Here is a 14545-nt window from a genome sequence, read left to right as displayed (position 1 = left end):
CGTGAGAAATCAGCCCGCGGGGTCGCGCCGGTGCCCGGGTGAGCGCCGCGACGGTAGCGCGGCCCGGCTCGCGGGCCCGGACCTACACGGCCGGGAGCCAGGCCCGGAGCAGCTCGACGAACTCGACCACCGCCGCGGCCGCGACCAGCAGCGACAGCGTCGACACCGCCGCCGAGCCGCAGACCGTGGGCCCGCCGCGCCGCAGCCGGGACGGCGCCGGTCGCACCAGGGCCTCGACCCGGCGCACGGTGCTGGACCCGTCGAAGCCGAGCGACGCCACCGGGGCGTGGGCGGCCAGCGCCACCTTGGCGATGGTCTGCGCGACGAGCCGGCGGTCGGCGACGCTGCGGGCCGCGTCCTCGTCCGCGCTGCGCTCCACGAGCAGGCCGATCGCGGACTCGACCGGGCGCAGCAGCGGGTTCACGGCCGTGGCCAGCGCGGCGAGGGCGTCGGTGCGGTGGTGGCGGCGGTCCAGGTGCGCCCGCTCGTGCGCGAGCACCGCGGCGCGCTCGTGCGGGTCGAGCAGGCGCAGCAGGCCGCTCGTCACCAGGACGTGCCCCCGGCGGCCGCGGCCGGGCGGCACGGCGACCGCCCGCGGGCTGTCCCAGTCGGCCACGACCAGCCCGCCCGCGGGGCGGCCGGCGGCGTGCAGCTCGCCGGCGACGGCCCGGCGCCGGCGCATCCGCACGGCGATCCGCGCGGCGATCCACGCGAGCACCGCGCCCGCGACGAACGCGATCGGGTCCGCAACGGGCTCCGGCAGCGGCTCGCCCTGCGTCACCGACAGCCGCGCGTAGCGCTGGACCGCCGGCAGGTCGTCGGCCAGCGTCGCGGCCACGAGCACGAGGCACACCGCGCCGGAGACGGCGGTCACCAGCGCTCCGGCCGCGAGGGCCCGCGCGGCGCGCTCCGGTCGCCCGGCTCGGGTGGCGACGCGGGCCAGCGGCCACAGCAGCGCCGGCAGCAGCGCCGGGACGTAGACGAGCCAGCTCACGCCGGGTCCGCGTCGCGGAGCAGGGACCGCAGCAGCTCGGCGTCGGCGGGCTCGAGCCCGGCGGTGAACTGCCGCAGCACCGCGTGCCGGTCGCCGGGGCCGTCGAGCACCGCCCGCATCCGCCGCGCCGCCGCGCTGGCCTGGTCCTCGGCCGGGAAGTACTCGTAGCCGCGCCCGCCGGCCAGGCTGACCCGGCGGCGCACCAGGCCCTTCTCCTGCAGCCGGGTGAGGATCGTCTGCACGGTGTTGTAGGCCAGGTCACGCCCGAGCGCCTGCTGGACCTGCGCCGGGCTCAGCGGGCCGGCCGCGGCCCACAGGACCGTCATGACGTCCGACTCCAGCGAGCCCCACGCGCGCCGTTCCGGGCTCATCGTCCCGCCCGGGGCTGGTGAGAACGCATGGCGACAGGGTACCGCCCCCGGCGCGTCGTCATGTCGAACGGGCTGGTGCTCGCCGAGCCGCCGGCGCGGGCCGCCCGCTGACGGGGGACGGCACGAGCAGCAGGACGCAGGCGGCGACGAACAGCGCCACCAGCAGCCACCCGTGCAGCACCGCGGGCATGGGAATCCAGCGGGCCACGAACAGGCCGAAGCACGCCGACATCGTCCACCACGGCAGCGCGTGCCGGGCGCCGGCGAAGTCCCAGACGACCGTGCCCACGACGACGCCGGCGATGTAGTACTTGTTGCCGCCGGGCTCCAGCACCAGCCGGGAGGCGACGGTCAGCAGCGGGATCGCCGCCCACCGGCCCCGCCACGCGGCGAGCGCGCCCAGGGTCAGGGCGAGCGCCAGCTGCGCCGGGCGGTCCCAAGCCGGCGTGCGGGCATCGTGGATGCCGAGCGCGTGCAGCGCCGAGACCGGGGCGTTCTGGATGGTGTACCGCAACGCGTTGCTCGTCCCCGGGTCCCCGGCGAAGAACGGCACCCAGGCGACGGCCACCGCACCGGCCAGCGCCGCCGCGGCCGCGACGCGGGGGCGCCAGGCGGGCAGCAGGAGCAGCAGCGCGGCGAAGCCGAGCGCCCACGGCTTGGCGTCGGTGGCCAGGCCCAGCAGCAGGCCGGTGAGCCCGGCGCGCCCGGCCCGGGCGGCCCGCAGCGCGGCGACCGACAGCAGCAGCGCGAGGACGTCGTCGAGGTGGACGACGCCGACGGCCAGGAACATCCACACGGGCAGGAAGGGCGCCGCGGCCAGCGCGAGCCGGGCGTCGTCGCGCTGCCGTCCCGGCACCAACCCGCGCACGAGCCACAGCAGCAGCAGTCCGGCGGCCGCCCCGAGGATCTGCCCGGCCAGCAGCGCGAGCACGTGGCCGGCCGGGAGCAGCGCCAGCACGGCCAGGAAGCTCAGCGGCCCGATCTGCAGGATCGGCGCGGCCGCGTACAGGTGCAGCCCTCCCCTGACCGGATCGTCGGCGTCGGCGAGCGCGTTCGCCCCCTGCAGGAAGAAGTGCCACGACGAGCCGCCGCCGACGGCCATGATGCCGAACCAGGCCGCGGCCCAGCCCAGCACCAGATAGCCGATCGTGCGCGTGGAGAGCCGCCGTGCGAGCATCGCCGCACGCTATGCGCGCGAAACTGAACCCGCGCTGAGTCGGGCCCGCCCGGCATGACCGCGCCGGCCCTCGGCGTTTCAGCGCGCTTTCAGTTTCGGCCCGACAGTCTGGCGCGCATGCGTTCGACATGGTCGCCACGTGCCGTCGTTGCCGACGAACCCGCGCACCCCGCCGCCCGGAGCCCGCTCGCCAAGGTGCCGCAGGTGACGGGCCTGTTCTGGGTCATCAAGGTCCTGACCACCGGCATGGGCGAGACGGCCTCCGACTTCCTCGCGCACACCGTCGCGCCGCCGGTGGCGGTCGGGCTCGGTGGGCTCGGCTTCGCCGCCGCGCTGATCCTGCAGTTCCGCGTGCGCCGCTACGTGGCCGGCGTCTACTGGTTCGCCGTCATCATGGTGAGCGTCTTCGGCACGATGGCCGCCGACGTCCTGCACGTCGGCCTCGGCGTGCCGTACCTGGTCTCCACCATCGGCTTCGCGATCGCGCTCGCCGCGATCCTGGTCGTCTGGTACGTCAGCGAACGCACGCTGTCCATCCACAGCATCACCACGCCGCGCCGGGAGTGCTGCTACTGGGCCACCGTGCTGGCCACGTTCGCCCTGGGAACCGCCGCCGGCGACCTCACCGCCATGACGTTCGGCTGGGGATACCTGCTGTCCGGCGCCGTCTTCGCCGCCGCGATCGCGGTGCCGGCGCTCGCCTTCCGCATCGGCAGGCTCAACGCGGTGGCCGCGTTCTGGGCCGCGTACGTGATCACCCGGCCGCTCGGCGCCTCCTTCGCGGACTGGATGGGGGTGTCGCACGAGCGCGGCGGCCTGGGTCTGGGCACCGGGCCGGTGACCGCGGCCTGGGCCGTGCTCATCGTCGTCCTGGTCGGATATCTGGCCGTGACCCGCGCCGACGTCGAGCCTGCCCAGCGCTGAGCTTTCAGCGGGCATTCAGGTCGGAAGGTCTACGTTTGCCCCGATTTCCAGGGAAACGACATCCGTCGTGCAGTCGTGAGGGAGAGCTGTGTCCATAACCGCCAGCAGGCCGGTGCGTTCACGCGGATGGCTGACCAAGGTGCCCGCGATCACCGCCACGTTCTGGGTCATCAAGGTCCTGTCGACGACGATCGGCGAGACGCTCGCGGACTACCTGAACGTCAACGTCGGCCTCGGTCCCGCCGTGACCGACGGGATCATGTTCGTCCTCCTCGTGGCCGCGCTGATCATGCAGTTCCGCACCCGCGCCTACACCCCGTGGATCTACTGGCTGTGCGTGGTGCTGGTGAGCATCGTCGGCACCCAGATCACCGACTTCTTCACCGACACGCTGGGCGTGCCGCTCGCCGTCAGCACCGCCGTCTTCGCGGTCATTCTCGCCGCGGTCTTCACGATGTGGTACCGCCAGGAGCGCACCCTCGCGATCACCTCCGTCAACACACCCCGCCGCGAGGCCTTCTACTGGGCCGCGATCCTGACCACGTTCGCGCTCGGCACCGCCGCGGGCGACTTCGCCACCGAGGCGCTCAACCTCGGCTTCCGCAACGGCGCTCTCGTCTTCGGCGGCCTGATCCTGGCCACGTGGATCGCGTTTCGCCACGGCGCCGGCCAGGTGCTGACGTTCTGGATCGCCTACGTGCTCACCCGCCCGCTCGGCGCCTCGCTCGGCGACCTGCTCACCCAGGACAAGGACCTCGGCGGGCTGGCCCTGGGCGCGAGCGCCACCAGCGTGCTGTTCCTGGCCGCCATCGTCGTGCTCGTCGTGCGCGAGCAGGTGCTGGTGACCCGCCACGGCGTCGTCGAGAAGGGCGCCGGCCCGAACGGCGGGCGCGGCCGGGACTACGCGTGGGCCGGTGCCGCGGCCCTCGCCGTCGTCGTCGCCGGTTTCGGGCTCAGCGTGGCGCAGGGGTCGCCGCAGGCTCCGGACACGCAGGCCGACGTCGCCCAGGACACGGTCACGGCGGGCGCGTCAGGCGGCTCGGCCGCGGCGCAGGCGGTACACCCGACGACCAAGCTGGGCAACCTCAGCAGGTTCGCGGTGATCGTGTCCGACGTCCAGGCGAAGGTCACGCAGCACGACCTCGCCGGGGCCAAGACCCGGGTCAAGGACCTCGAGGTCGCCTGGGACGACGCCGAGGCCGGGCTCAAGCCGCGCGACGCCACCAGATGGCACCAGCTCGACGACCAGATCGACGCCGTGCTCACGGCGCTGCGCGCGGCGAGCCCCACGCAGGCCGACTGCGCGTCCGCCGTCGGCACGCTGATGAGCACGCTGAACAAGTTCGACGGCGTCTGACGCGCACCGGGCGCCGCCGGTCGGGCCCGGCCCGACCGGCGGTGTTCAACGCATTCTCAGGTTCCCGGCGTCACGATGCGTACCGCGCGGCACGCCCGCGGCTGCGCGTGGCATACGTGCCCGGAAACCGTCGCTGGTACTGGAGAGGAATCATGGACGACGTTCGCATAGACGTGTCCGGGCTGCGCAAGCAGTACGGCGACGTGGTTGCGGTGGACGACCTGTCGTTCACCGTCGAGCCCGGCCGGGTGACCGGGTTCCTCGGCCCGAACGGGGCCGGCAAGACGACCACCCTGCGCATGCTGCTCGGCCTCGTCACGCCGACCGCCGGCACGGCGACCATCGGCGGGCTTCGCTACACCGAGCTCGCCGAGCCGGCGCGGATCGTGGGCGCGGTCCTGGAGGCGTCCTCGGCGCACAAGGGCCGCACCGGCCGCAACCACCTCCGCGCGTGCTGCATCACCGCCGGTCTGCCCCGGGCCCGGGCCGATGAGGTGCTCGACCTGGTCGGGCTGTTGCCCGCCGCCGATCGCAGCTTCAAGGGCTACTCGCTCGGCATGCGCCAGCGGCTCGGGATCGCCACCGCCATGCTCGGCGACCCGCGGGTGCTGATCCTCGACGAGCCCGCCAACGGCCTGGACCCCGAGGGCATCCGCTGGATGCGGGAACTGCTGCAGGGACTGGCCGCCGAAGGCCGCACGGTGCTGGTCTCCAGCCATCTGCTGTCGGAGATGCAGGCCCTGGCCGACGACGTCGTGATCGTCGCGGCCGGGAAGCTGATGCGGCAGGGGCCGGTCGCCGAGGTGCTCAGCTCGGTCGGCGGCGACGCCCGCGTGCACGCGCGCACCCCCGAGCCGGACAAGCTCAGCATCGCGCTGCGGCAGTTCGGCGGCACGGTCACCGCGGAGGGACCGAACCGGCTGTGCGTCACCGGGATGGCCGCCGACGCCGTCGGCGACGCCGCGCTCGCCGCCGGGATCGCGCTGCACCAGCTCACCACCGAGCAACCTGACCTCGAGGACGTGTTCCTCGACCTGACCCAGGCGAAGGCGGCCATCCGATGACGCGACTCGTCCGCGCGGAGCTGTTCAAACTGCGCACGACCAGCCTGTGGTGGCTCTTCGCCGGCGCCACACTGGTCAGCACCGCCCTCATGCTCGCCGTGAACCTCGTGCAGGCCCACGAGCTGCTCCAGCCGTTCGACAAGTTCGTGGCGCTGCACGCGCACGGCCGCAACGTGGCGCAGATGCCGCCGGAGTTCCTCAACCGGCTGCGCGGCGAGTGGAATCTGGGCCACAGCGCGGTCACCCAGGCCGCCACGATCTTCACCGCGGGGCAGCTCATCGGGGTGCTGCTGGCCTGCCTGCTCGGCATCGTGCTCATCACCAGCGAGTTCCACCAGCAGACCGCGACCACCACGTTCTTGTTCACCCCGCACCGCGGCGCGGTCATCGCGGCCAAGCTCGTCACGGCCGTCATCGTCGCGGCCGCGTCCTGGCTCGCCTCCACCGTGCTCGCGCTCGTCGTCGGCGCCATCTTCCTCGGCAGCGAGGGCTACGGCACCCAGCTGGGCCAGTGGGGCGTCGTGCGCGCGATCCTGCTCAACCTCGCCGCCTACGCCATCTGGGCCGTGTTCGGCGTCGGCTTCGGTGCGCTCATCCGCAGTCAGCTCGCCGCGACCGTCGCCGCCACCGTGCTGTACCTCGTCGGCGCCGCCGCCGCGAGCGGCGTGTTCGACCTGCTCCACACCTACGTCATCAAGCGGGACTGGATGCTCACCGCCCAGGTGATCGTCCCCCCTGTGGCGTCCACGGTCATGATCTCGCCGACGAAGACCTTCGACCAGAGCCCGGCGCAGTGGGTCGGCGCCGCGGTCCTGCTCGGCTACGGCGTCGTGACCGCCCTCGCCGGCACGCGGCTGCTGCAGACCCGCGACATCTCCTGAAGGGTGATACCCGACCCGGTCCGCGGTGCGCGAACGGAGCCGGCGGCCCGCCGCCGCGGCCGGCTCAAGCCCGCGGACCGGGACTGCGGCAACCGCCGCTCGCGCGGCCGGCGGCGGCCCCGTGCAGCGGCGGCGGGCCTGAACCGGCGCCGGTCCGTCAGGCGCTCACCGGCGCCGGCCTGCGCACCAGCGGCAGCAGGAAGAGGACCAGGACCGGCACTCCATAGGCGATCCAGACGACGGTCTCCAGCACCGACGGCTGGGGTGTGAAGTTGAACAGGCCGCGCAGCAGCTCCGCGTACCACGAGGTCGGCGGCAGCACGCCGGTCAGGTCGAACGCGTAGTCGGTCCGGCCGGGCAGGATGTTGGCCTCCTGCAGGTCGTGCACCCCGTACTTGAAGATACCGGCGGCCACCAGCACCAGCAGCGCACCGGTCCAGGTGAAGAACTTCGTCAGGTTGATCCGCAGCGCGCTGGCGTACAGCAGCCAGCCCAGCACGACCGAGGTGGCCACGCCGAGCGAGATGCCCACGATCGGCTGCCAGGTGTCGGCGCCCTGAGCCGCGGCGAAGAACAGGATCGCCGTCTCCAGGCCCTCGCGGGCCACGGCCAGGAAGGCCATGCCGGCCACCGCGAACGGGCCGACCTGGATCGCGTCCTCGAGCTTGCCGCGCAGCTCCTTCGCCAGCTGCCGGGCCATCCGCCGCATCCAGAAGATCATGAAGGTCACGAAGACGACGGCGATCAGCGAGGCGATCCCGTCGACCAGTTCCCGGTTCGGGCCGGACAGGTACGCCGTCCCGGCCTGCAGGAGCGCGGCCACCAGGATCGCGAGCAGCGCCGCCACGGACACCCCGGCCCACGCCCAGCGCAGCAGGTGCTGCCGGCCGCTCTTCACCAGGAACGCGACCAGGATCGAGACCACGAGGGTGATCTCGAGGCCCTCACGCAGGCCGATCAGGTAGATGGCGGTCATGCCGTGCTCCGCGGGTCAGCCGGGCCTTACTAAGGTCAGCATCACCTTATGCGATGTTGCACAATCGCACCACCTACAGCATGTAGGAGTACCTTCAGCGCATATTCGGGTGCACCGTTCTTCGACGGCATCGGCAACGGTTCGTGGCGAGCCGGCGGCTACTGGGCCCGGGAGCGAGCCCGGGCCCGCAGCAGCTCGATCGCGATCGGGACCACCGACAGCACCACGATCCCGAGGAGGATGAGCTCGATGTTGTCGCGCACGAACGCGATCTGGCCGAGGAAGTAGCCGAGGACGGTCACGCCGCAGGACCACAGGACGCCGCCGATCACGTTGTAGAGCACGAACGTGCGGTAGTGCATGCGGCTCGCGCCCGCGACGATCGGGGTGAACGTGCGCACGATCGGCACGAAGCGCGCGAGCACGATCGAGCGCGCACCGTACTTGTCGAAGAACCCCTGCGCCCTGGTCAGGTTCGACTGCTTGAACAGCCGCGCGTCGGGGCGGCGGAACAGGGCCGGCCCGACGCGGCGGCCGAAGATGTAGCCGACCTGGTCCCCGGCGATCGCCGCGACCGACACGAGCAGGCACACGAGCCACAGCGGCTGGTGCAGGTACGTGCCGGAGGCGACCAGCAGACCGGTCGTGAACAGCAGGGAGTCGCCGGGCAGGAAGAACCCGATCAGCAGGCCCGACTCGGCGAAGACGATCGCGAGGATGCCGATCAGGCCGAACGTCGAGATGAGGTACTGCGGATCCAGAAGATGCACGAGGGGGCCAATCTGTTATCGGTGGGCGACGGCAGCGGGAACGACACGTGCGGCGTGCGCGGGCCGGTAGAACACCGCCGTCATGACCATCGCGAACGCGAGCCACGCACCGGCCTCGAGCACGGTCGAACGCGTGGTCAGGCCGACGGTGCCGGCCAGCACGGTGGCGTACCCCGAGGCCGGGCCGGCACCGAGGTCGAGCGCCACACGGCCGGCACCGGGCAGGACGCCCGCGTGCTGCAGCCCGTGCACGCCGTGTGTCAGCAGGCCCGCCGCCATCGGGATGAGCATCGCGCCGGCGTTCGTCAGGAGGCGACGGGGATCGGTCCCGGCGGTGGCGCTCGACGCGACCCAGCCGAGTCCGACCGCGGCGGCCGCACCGATGACCGACGTCACGCTCGCCCCCGTGCTCAGCGCGGCGAGGAAGGCGATCGCGGCCACCGCCCAGCCACTGACGCCCAGCGCGTCCTCGAGCCGGCCGGTGGGCTCGCCCCGCAACGTGCGCACGCTCCGGCGCATCCACAGGATCAGCACGGCGACGCCCGCGACGGCCGCGAGCGACGCGATCGCCTCGAACAGTTCCGGCCGCCCGCGGGCCGCCACCCAGGCCGCCGCCGATGCCGGGACGGCACCGAGCAGGCCGAAGCCGACGGCCGGCAGCCGGGCGCGGCGCCCGGTCCTGCTCAGGAACGTCATCAGGGTCGCGACGACGATCGGTCCGGCGAAATACACGGCGCAACCATCCTCCGACACGTTGTAGGTCACGTTCGATGGAACATTACCCAGCCATTCCTGAAAGAACCTTGAGTGGCGCGGCCTGGGCGGCCGCACCGAGCGGCGGCAGGCCGTAGGCGTCCTCGATGGTCCGCAGGATCGCGTAGTGGTCGACGCGCCCGGACCGGTCGCCGGGCCGCACGCCGGCGCCGAGCACCACGGTCGGGATGTGGTTGCCGTCCGTGCCGTTGTCCTCGTCGAACGTGAGGATCAGCAGGCTGTTGTGCGTCTCGGCCCAGTCCGCGTAGGAGCCGAGCGTGCGCCGCAGCCAGGCGTCGGCGTCGCCCTTGGGGCAGTCGTGCATGTCGTGGCACAGGTCCGGCACGACGAAGGCGACCGTCGGCAGCCGGTCCCAGCTGCGGGGCAGGTCGGCCAGCGGCCGGTTCAGCCCGGACGGCACGCCGGCGAAGTCGGCCCAGGGGTTGTGCCGGCGCACGTACGTGCCGCTGGAGCAGCCCGTGTACCCGGTGAACGGCAGCGCCTCGGCGTAGCCGGCGAAGGTCAGGCCGGCGTCGAGCAGCTGGCGGCCGAGGTTCGGGGCGTCGAAGGTGCGGCGGATGCAGGTGTTGTCGGTCACACCCTGGGTCGAGCCGGAGAACAGCGCGAGGTAGTTGGGCTGGCTCGGGTGCGTCTCGCCGTAGGCCTCGGTGAAGTTGGCGCCCCGCCGGGCCAGCGAGGAGATGTAGGGCGTCCGCGGGTGGCCGATGACGGCGTCGTAGCGCTTGTTCTCCATCACCACCACCACGACGTGGTCCGGCCGCGGCACGGGGGCGGCCAGGGCCACCGGGGCGGCGAGCACGGGCAGCGCGGCGGCGAGGAGCAATGTGGTCATTCGCATGCCTACATCTTGTCGGATAGTTCGCGAAAGGGATTGATCGGACACACCGAAACCGCATTCAGGCTGCTTTCAGCCGCGCCTTTCCACCATTCGCCGCATGAATCAGCCCATCGCGGTGGTGTCCGCGAGCTTCGGGTCCGGCCACGACGGCGTGGCCGCGGAGCTGACCCGGCGTCTGACGTCACGAGGCTTCGACGTCCGGCGCCACGACTTCGTCGACCTGGTGCCGGGGCGCCTCGGCCGGCTGCTGCGCGAGGGCTACCACCGGCAGCTCACCACCGCCCCGCGCACCTGGGGCTGGCTGCTCGCCGCGGCCGGCGCCGGCTCGGCGACCGCGGCCCGCATGACGGCCCTGGCCGACCGGGCGCTGCTGGAGGCGACCGGCGACGCCGCCGCCGTCGTGTCCACCTATCCGCTCGCGAGCCAGGCCCTCGGCCGCCTGCGCGCACAGGGCCGCCTCGCCGCCCCCGTCTGCACCTATCTGACCGATCTCTCGGTCCATCCTCTCTGGATCCACCCCGGCGTCGACGTCCACATCGGACTCCACGACGACGTGGCCCGTCACGCGAAGGAGCTCGGCGCCGCGGACGTTCGCGTCGCCGCGCCCGCCGTCGGCCCCGGTTTCACCCCCGCGCCCCGGACCGGCGGCCGGCCGCGCGCCCTCATCGTCGCGGGCGCCTGGGGCGTCGGTGAGATCGAACGCGCGACCGCCGACATCGCCGCCACCGGCGCCGCGACCCCGGTCGTCGTCTGCGGCCGCAACGAACGGCTCCGCGGTCGCATCCAGCGCCGGGGCGACGCGATCGCGCTCGGCTGGGTCGACGACATGCCCGCGCTCATGCGCACCTGCCACGTCGTGGTCCAGAACGCCGGTGGCCTGTCCTCCCTCGAGGCGCTCACCGCCGGGCTTCCGGTGCTCACCTACCGCTGCATCCCGGGCCACGGCCGCACCAACGCCGAGGTCCTCGACCGCATCGGCTGGGTGCCGTGGATCCGCGACCGCGCGGGCCTGGCCGCCGGGCTGCGCCGCGCCCTGAGCGATCCGCCACGCTTCGCCCCGGCCCCGGCCCAGGCCGAGGACGTCATCGCGGAGCTGGCGGCATGACCGCGTCCACAGTGGAGTTCGCGGCCACCCTCGCCCCGCCGCTGACCGCGATCACGCCGCTGCGGCGCGCCTACATGCCGCGCCTCGCGGGCATCGGCCGGCCCGGTCACGTCGCGCTCACCTTCGACGACGGCCCCGACCGCCGCAGCACGCCGCACATCCTGCGCATCCTCGACGAGCACGACGTGCGGGCCACGTTCTTCCTGCTCGGCTCGATGCTCGCCGAAGACCCGCAGCTCGGCCGCGAGCTCGTCGACGCCGGTCACGAGGTCGCCGTCCACGGCTGGCACCACCGCCTGCTGCTGCGCCGCGGCCCCGCCGCGACCGAGCTCGACATCACCCGCGCCCGGTTGCTCATCGCGAACGTCACGGGCCGGACGCCGCGCTGGTACCGCCCGCCGTACGGCGTGTTCACCCTCGCCGCCCTGCGCGCCTGCCGCCGGCTCGCGCTGACACCGGTGCTGTGGACCGCCTGGGGCCGCGACTGGGAGGCCGGCGCCACCCCGGACTCGATCGTGCGGACGGTCACCCGGCGGCTGTCCGGCGGCGGCACGGTGCTGCTGCACGACACCGACGTCACCTCCGCCCCCGGCTCGTGGCAGCGCACCGCCGCCGCCCTCCCGGCCCTGCTCGGCTGGGCCCGCGAGCGCGGCCTGAGCGTCGGCCCGCTCGCCGAGCACATGGCGGCGCCGCGATGACCTGGCTCGTCACCGGCGGCGCCGGATACATCGGCGCGCACGTCACCGCCGCGCTGCTGGCCGCGGGCGAGCCGGTCGTGATCCTCGACGACCTGTCCACCGGAGACGCCCGCCGCGTGCCCCCCGGCGTCCCGTTCCTGATCGGCGACGCCGGCGACCCCGCGACCATCCGCGACACGCTGCACCGGCACCGCGTCACCGGCGTCATGCACCTCGCCGGCAGCAAGTCCGTCCCCGAGTCGTTCCACAAGCCGCAGTGGTACCACCGCCAGAACGTCACGGTCGTCGAGAACGTCCTCGACGCCATGGCCGAGGCCGGCGTGACCCGGCTGGTCTTCTCGTCCTCGGCCGCCGTCTACGGACTCCCCGCCTCACCCACCGTCGCGGAGGACGCCCCGGCCCGGCCCATCAACCCGTACGGCCAGAGCAAACTCGACGCCGAACACGCCGTCGCCGACTCCCCCGGCGTCTCCTGGATCGCCCTGCGCTACTTCAACGCCGTCGGCGCGGCCGCCGCGCACCTCGGCGACCACGGCACCACGAACCTGCTCCCCCGCGTCCTGCGGGCCGCCCGCACCGGCGAACCGCTCACCGTCACCGGCACCGGCCTGCCGACCCCGGACGGCACCGCGATCCGCGACTACGTGCACGTCGCCGACATCGCCGCCGCGCACCTGGCCGCCGGGGCCGCGGTCACCACGGGCCGCCGCGCCCGCGTCTACAACGCCGGCACCGGCACCGGGCACTCCGTCCTCGACGTCATCCACGCCGTCGAACGCACCACCGGCACCCCGGCGCCGTGGACCCCCGGCCCGCCCCGCCCCGGCGATCCGGCCGCGGTCGTCGCCGACGTCACCCGCATCGGCAGCGAGCTCGGCTGGCGGGCCCGGCACACCCTCGACGACGCCGTGCGCTCGGCCTGGCTCGGCGCTGCCGCGAACGCGGCGTGACGAGCGCCGACCCGGCCGGGCGCACCGCCGGGCGCGACGGCGGCTACCCGACCGTCTCCAGCCAGGCCTGCCAGGCCTCGATCTCGGCCGAGCGGTCCCGGTCGTCGTAGAAGTGCGCGGTCGCGAGGACCGTGTCGTTGTACCCGTGGATCAGCAGGTAGGTCGCGTCGGCGGTGCGCATGCCCACGAACTTCGGCGCGACGACGTTCTCGATGGTGCCGTCGACCGGCTCGATCCCGGGCACGGACAACCGGGCCGGCCGGCCGTCGGCCGCGTCCGGGCCGGCTCCGAGCGCGGCCGTCAGCTGCGCCCAGACGTCCTCGCGCACCGGCCCCGGCAGGAACATCGAGCTGGTCGCCGTGCGCGGCGCGAAGTGCTCGAGGTAGACGGCGAGCTTCGTCATGTACGCGTGGTCGCCGATCTTCAGCCCGTTGTACTCCGCCTCCCAGTCGTCGCCGAGCAGGCCGCTGTGCACGGCCCGGATCACCGAGCCGCCCCCGTCGCGCGCCTCGATGAGCCACTCGAAGGCCATGAAGGTGCCGTCCGGGCCGGGCTCCTCGCGCGTGGAGTACCGCTTGCCCGGCTCCCACTCGATGATCTCCGACTTCGCGGTGTTCCCGAACATCTCGAACGTGGCGGTGCGCGCGTCGCCGTCGATCTCGGAGCGGCCCATGAACCAGGAGTCCACCCCGGGCCCTGTCGTGATCGCCGCCCACACCTGCTCGGGTGTGGCGTCGACGGTGAACTCCTCGCGGACCTCGAACGGATGGGTCATCGCTGCTGCTCCTCTGCTGGTGGGTCGGCGTCTTCGGTGATGCTCGGGTGCACCGCGACAACGACGCGATGCGGCCGGCCGGCTTCACTGTGGTACTTGCTGGTGATCTTGATGAGGGCGTCGGTGAGCTCGTTGATGAACGCGGCCCGGTCGGCCGGCCTGGCGAAGCGCACCTCGGCGTCGAGCCCGAACGTGGCCAGCGGTTTGCCGGCCCGCGCCGCGCCGGTGATGAGCGCGCCGGTCTCCCGGACCAGCCGGGCCGCGAGCGCGAGCAGCCAGCGGGCCGACAGCCGGTCGGGCGAGCGCGCCGGATCGGGCGCGACCGCCGCGAGCGCGGCCGGCGAGATGACGTAGGCCGCGGCCGACGCCCGCACGACGCGCTCGGTCATGTTGCCCTTGCGCCGCTCCTCGACCAGCTCCACGAGCCCGTGCTGCTCCAGCGTCCGCACGTGGTAGTTGACCTTCTGCCGCGCAAGGCCCAGCCGGGCTGCGAGCGTGGTCGCGGTGTGCGGCTCGGCGAGCTCCGCGAGCATCCGAGCGCGGATCGGATCGAGCGAGACCTCCGCGGCGGCGGCGTCCTCGATCACGGCAACGTCCTGCATGCCCCCAATCTGTCACCGACAAATTTTTTTGTCAAGGGTTCCGCTGTCCGCGAACCGCGCTGACCGGACGTCCGATCACACACGTCTACCGCTTCGACGACGGCCTGGTGGCCGAGATGGAGATCCGCGACATCGACACGACCGCCTGACCGACCGCTTCAGCCCGTCAGTCTCGCCCGAGTCACAGCACCGTTCGCTCGGCGTCAGCAGGAGCGGCCGGACGTGCCGGACCCCGCCGGATGGATCTTGACGGAGCAGCCGGGCATCGGCTCCTCCACCGGCATCGAGC

16 protein-coding genes are annotated in these 14545 nt (G+C 73.3%); 7 read left to right on the top strand and 9 right to left on the bottom strand.

Annotated features, from left to right (window positions below; all coding sequences use genetic code 11):
• Nucleotides 1–82: 82 nt before the first annotated feature.
• The 3 genes from ACQP2P_RS20270 to ACQP2P_RS20260 are packed head-to-tail and all read right to left on the bottom strand — an operon-like array spanning nucleotide 83 to nucleotide 2542.
• Complete coding sequence (locus tag ACQP2P_RS20270) at nucleotides 83–994, bottom strand: M56 family metallopeptidase (RefSeq protein WP_433618169.1); 912 nt, start codon at nucleotides 992–994, stop codon at nucleotides 83–85.
• Nucleotides 991–1365: a BlaI/MecI/CopY family transcriptional regulator gene (locus tag ACQP2P_RS20265; RefSeq protein WP_433618168.1), complete on the bottom strand. Its 375-nt coding sequence runs from the start codon at nucleotides 1363–1365 to the stop codon at nucleotides 991–993. Before ACQP2P_RS20265 ends, ACQP2P_RS20270 begins: the two co-directional genes overlap by 4 nt.
• Nucleotides 1366–1423: 58 nt before the next feature.
• Nucleotides 1424–2542 carry a hypothetical protein gene (locus ACQP2P_RS20260; protein ID WP_433618166.1) on the bottom strand — a complete coding sequence of 373 codons (1119 nt, stop codon included), beginning with the start codon at nucleotides 2540–2542 and terminating at the stop codon, nucleotides 1424–1426.
• A gap of 204 nt (nucleotides 2543–2746) precedes the next feature.
• On the opposite strand from ACQP2P_RS20260, the gene ACQP2P_RS20255 reads away from it, so the two are divergent.
• The 4 genes from ACQP2P_RS20255 (at nucleotide 2747) to ACQP2P_RS20240 (ending at nucleotide 6768) form a co-directional block, all read left to right on the top strand.
• Nucleotides 2747–3466 carry a COG4705 family protein gene (locus ACQP2P_RS20255; protein ID WP_433618164.1) on the top strand — a complete coding sequence of 240 codons (720 nt, stop codon included), beginning with the start codon at nucleotides 2747–2749 and terminating at the stop codon, nucleotides 3464–3466.
• Between the two features lie 112 nt (nucleotides 3467–3578).
• A complete protein-coding gene (locus ACQP2P_RS20250; protein WP_433618162.1) occupies nucleotides 3579–4823 on the top strand; it encodes a COG4705 family protein in 1245 nt (414 codons plus the stop codon).
• A gap of 152 nt (nucleotides 4824–4975) precedes the next feature.
• Nucleotides 4976–5887, top strand: coding sequence for an ABC transporter ATP-binding protein (locus ACQP2P_RS20245; RefSeq protein WP_433618161.1), 912 nt, complete (start codon nucleotides 4976–4978; stop codon nucleotides 5885–5887).
• Entirely contained in the window at nucleotides 5884–6768 is an 885-nt protein-coding gene (locus tag ACQP2P_RS20240; RefSeq protein ID WP_433618160.1) for an ABC transporter permease subunit, read from the top strand. Before ACQP2P_RS20245 ends, ACQP2P_RS20240 begins: the two co-directional genes overlap by 4 nt.
• Before the next feature lie 157 nt (nucleotides 6769–6925).
• Here ACQP2P_RS20240 and efeU read toward each other — a convergent pair whose 3' ends face one another.
• The 4 genes from efeU to ACQP2P_RS20220 all read right to left on the bottom strand — a co-directional run bounded on the left by efeU (nucleotide 6926) and on the right by ACQP2P_RS20220 (nucleotide 10120).
• Nucleotides 6926–7744: an iron uptake transporter permease EfeU gene (efeU, locus tag ACQP2P_RS20235; RefSeq protein ID WP_433618159.1), complete on the bottom strand. Its 819-nt coding sequence runs from the start codon at nucleotides 7742–7744 to the stop codon at nucleotides 6926–6928.
• Between the two features lie 158 nt (nucleotides 7745–7902).
• On the bottom strand, nucleotides 7903–8514 hold the full coding sequence (locus ACQP2P_RS20230; RefSeq protein WP_433618158.1) for a DedA family protein: 612 nt from the start codon (nucleotides 8512–8514) through the stop codon (nucleotides 7903–7905).
• Between the two features lie 15 nt (nucleotides 8515–8529).
• Nucleotides 8530–9246, bottom strand: coding sequence for an FTR1 family protein (locus ACQP2P_RS20225; RefSeq protein ID WP_433618157.1), 717 nt, complete (start codon nucleotides 9244–9246; stop codon nucleotides 8530–8532).
• Between the two features lie 46 nt (nucleotides 9247–9292).
• The gene (locus ACQP2P_RS20220; RefSeq protein ID WP_433618155.1) at nucleotides 9293–10120 is read right to left on the bottom strand and encodes an alkaline phosphatase family protein; all 828 of its coding nucleotides are present in this window, start codon (nucleotides 10118–10120) and stop codon (nucleotides 9293–9295) included.
• A gap of 103 nt (nucleotides 10121–10223) precedes the next feature.
• Here ACQP2P_RS20220 and ACQP2P_RS20215 point away from each other — a divergent pair, with 103 nt between their 5' ends.
• From ACQP2P_RS20215 to galE, 3 genes are read left to right on the top strand one after another with little or no spacing between them, the layout of a single operon-like run.
• A complete protein-coding gene (locus tag ACQP2P_RS20215) occupies nucleotides 10224–11231 on the top strand; it encodes an MGDG synthase family glycosyltransferase (RefSeq protein WP_433618154.1) in 1008 nt (335 codons plus the stop codon).
• A complete protein-coding gene (locus ACQP2P_RS20210; RefSeq protein WP_433618153.1) occupies nucleotides 11228–11929 on the top strand; it encodes a polysaccharide deacetylase family protein in 702 nt (233 codons plus the stop codon). Before ACQP2P_RS20215 ends, ACQP2P_RS20210 begins: the two co-directional genes overlap by 4 nt.
• Nucleotides 11926–12879: a UDP-glucose 4-epimerase GalE gene (gene galE, locus ACQP2P_RS20205; RefSeq protein WP_433618151.1), complete on the top strand. Its 954-nt coding sequence runs from the start codon at nucleotides 11926–11928 to the stop codon at nucleotides 12877–12879. The genes ACQP2P_RS20210 and galE overlap by 4 nt, the downstream gene beginning before the upstream one ends.
• A 43-nt stretch (nucleotides 12880–12922) precedes the next feature.
• Here galE and ACQP2P_RS20200 read toward each other — a convergent pair whose 3' ends face one another.
• Nucleotides 12923–13654, bottom strand: a complete 732-nt coding sequence (locus ACQP2P_RS20200; RefSeq protein ID WP_433618150.1) for an SRPBCC family protein — start codon at nucleotides 13652–13654, stop codon at nucleotides 12923–12925.
• Nucleotides 13651–14256 carry an ArsR/SmtB family transcription factor gene (locus ACQP2P_RS20195; protein WP_433618149.1) on the bottom strand — a complete coding sequence of 202 codons (606 nt, stop codon included), beginning with the start codon at nucleotides 14254–14256 and terminating at the stop codon, nucleotides 13651–13653. The genes ACQP2P_RS20200 and ACQP2P_RS20195 overlap by 4 nt, the downstream gene beginning before the upstream one ends.
• Nucleotides 14257–14545 lie beyond the last annotated feature (289 nt).

This window comes from Dactylosporangium sp. CA-139114 (assembly GCF_050955725.1).
GTDB lineage: Bacteria > Actinomycetota > Actinomycetes > Mycobacteriales > Micromonosporaceae > Dactylosporangium.
The sequence above is the reverse complement of the archived record's forward strand: the minus strand, read 5'-3'. Positions and strand labels throughout refer to the sequence as shown.

Coding starts and splice junctions, on each gene's coding strand:
- ACQP2P_RS20265 (WP_433618168.1), bottom strand. CDS start 1,365: ATGAGCCCGGAACGGCGCGCGTGGGGCTCGCTGGAGTCGGACGTCATG.
- ACQP2P_RS20260 (WP_433618166.1), bottom strand. CDS start 2,542: ATGCTCGCACGGCGGCTCTCCACGCGCACGATCGGCTATCTGGTGCTG.
- ACQP2P_RS20245 (WP_433618161.1), top strand. CDS start 4,976: ATGGACGACGTTCGCATAGACGTGTCCGGGCTGCGCAAGCAGTACGGC.
- ACQP2P_RS20240 (WP_433618160.1), top strand. CDS start 5,884: ATGACGCGACTCGTCCGCGCGGAGCTGTTCAAACTGCGCACGACCAGC.
- efeU (WP_433618159.1), bottom strand. CDS start 7,744: ATGACCGCCATCTACCTGATCGGCCTGCGTGAGGGCCTCGAGATCACC.
- ACQP2P_RS20220 (WP_433618155.1), bottom strand. CDS start 10,120: ATGACCACATTGCTCCTCGCCGCCGCGCTGCCCGTGCTCGCCGCCCCG.
- ACQP2P_RS20215 (WP_433618154.1), top strand. CDS start 10,224: ATGAATCAGCCCATCGCGGTGGTGTCCGCGAGCTTCGGGTCCGGCCAC.
- ACQP2P_RS20210 (WP_433618153.1), top strand. CDS start 11,228: ATGACCGCGTCCACAGTGGAGTTCGCGGCCACCCTCGCCCCGCCGCTG.
- galE (WP_433618151.1), top strand. CDS start 11,926: ATGACCTGGCTCGTCACCGGCGGCGCCGGATACATCGGCGCGCACGTC.
- ACQP2P_RS20200 (WP_433618150.1), bottom strand. CDS start 13,654: ATGACCCATCCGTTCGAGGTCCGCGAGGAGTTCACCGTCGACGCCACA.
- ACQP2P_RS20195 (WP_433618149.1), bottom strand. CDS start 14,256: ATGCAGGACGTTGCCGTGATCGAGGACGCCGCCGCCGCGGAGGTCTCG.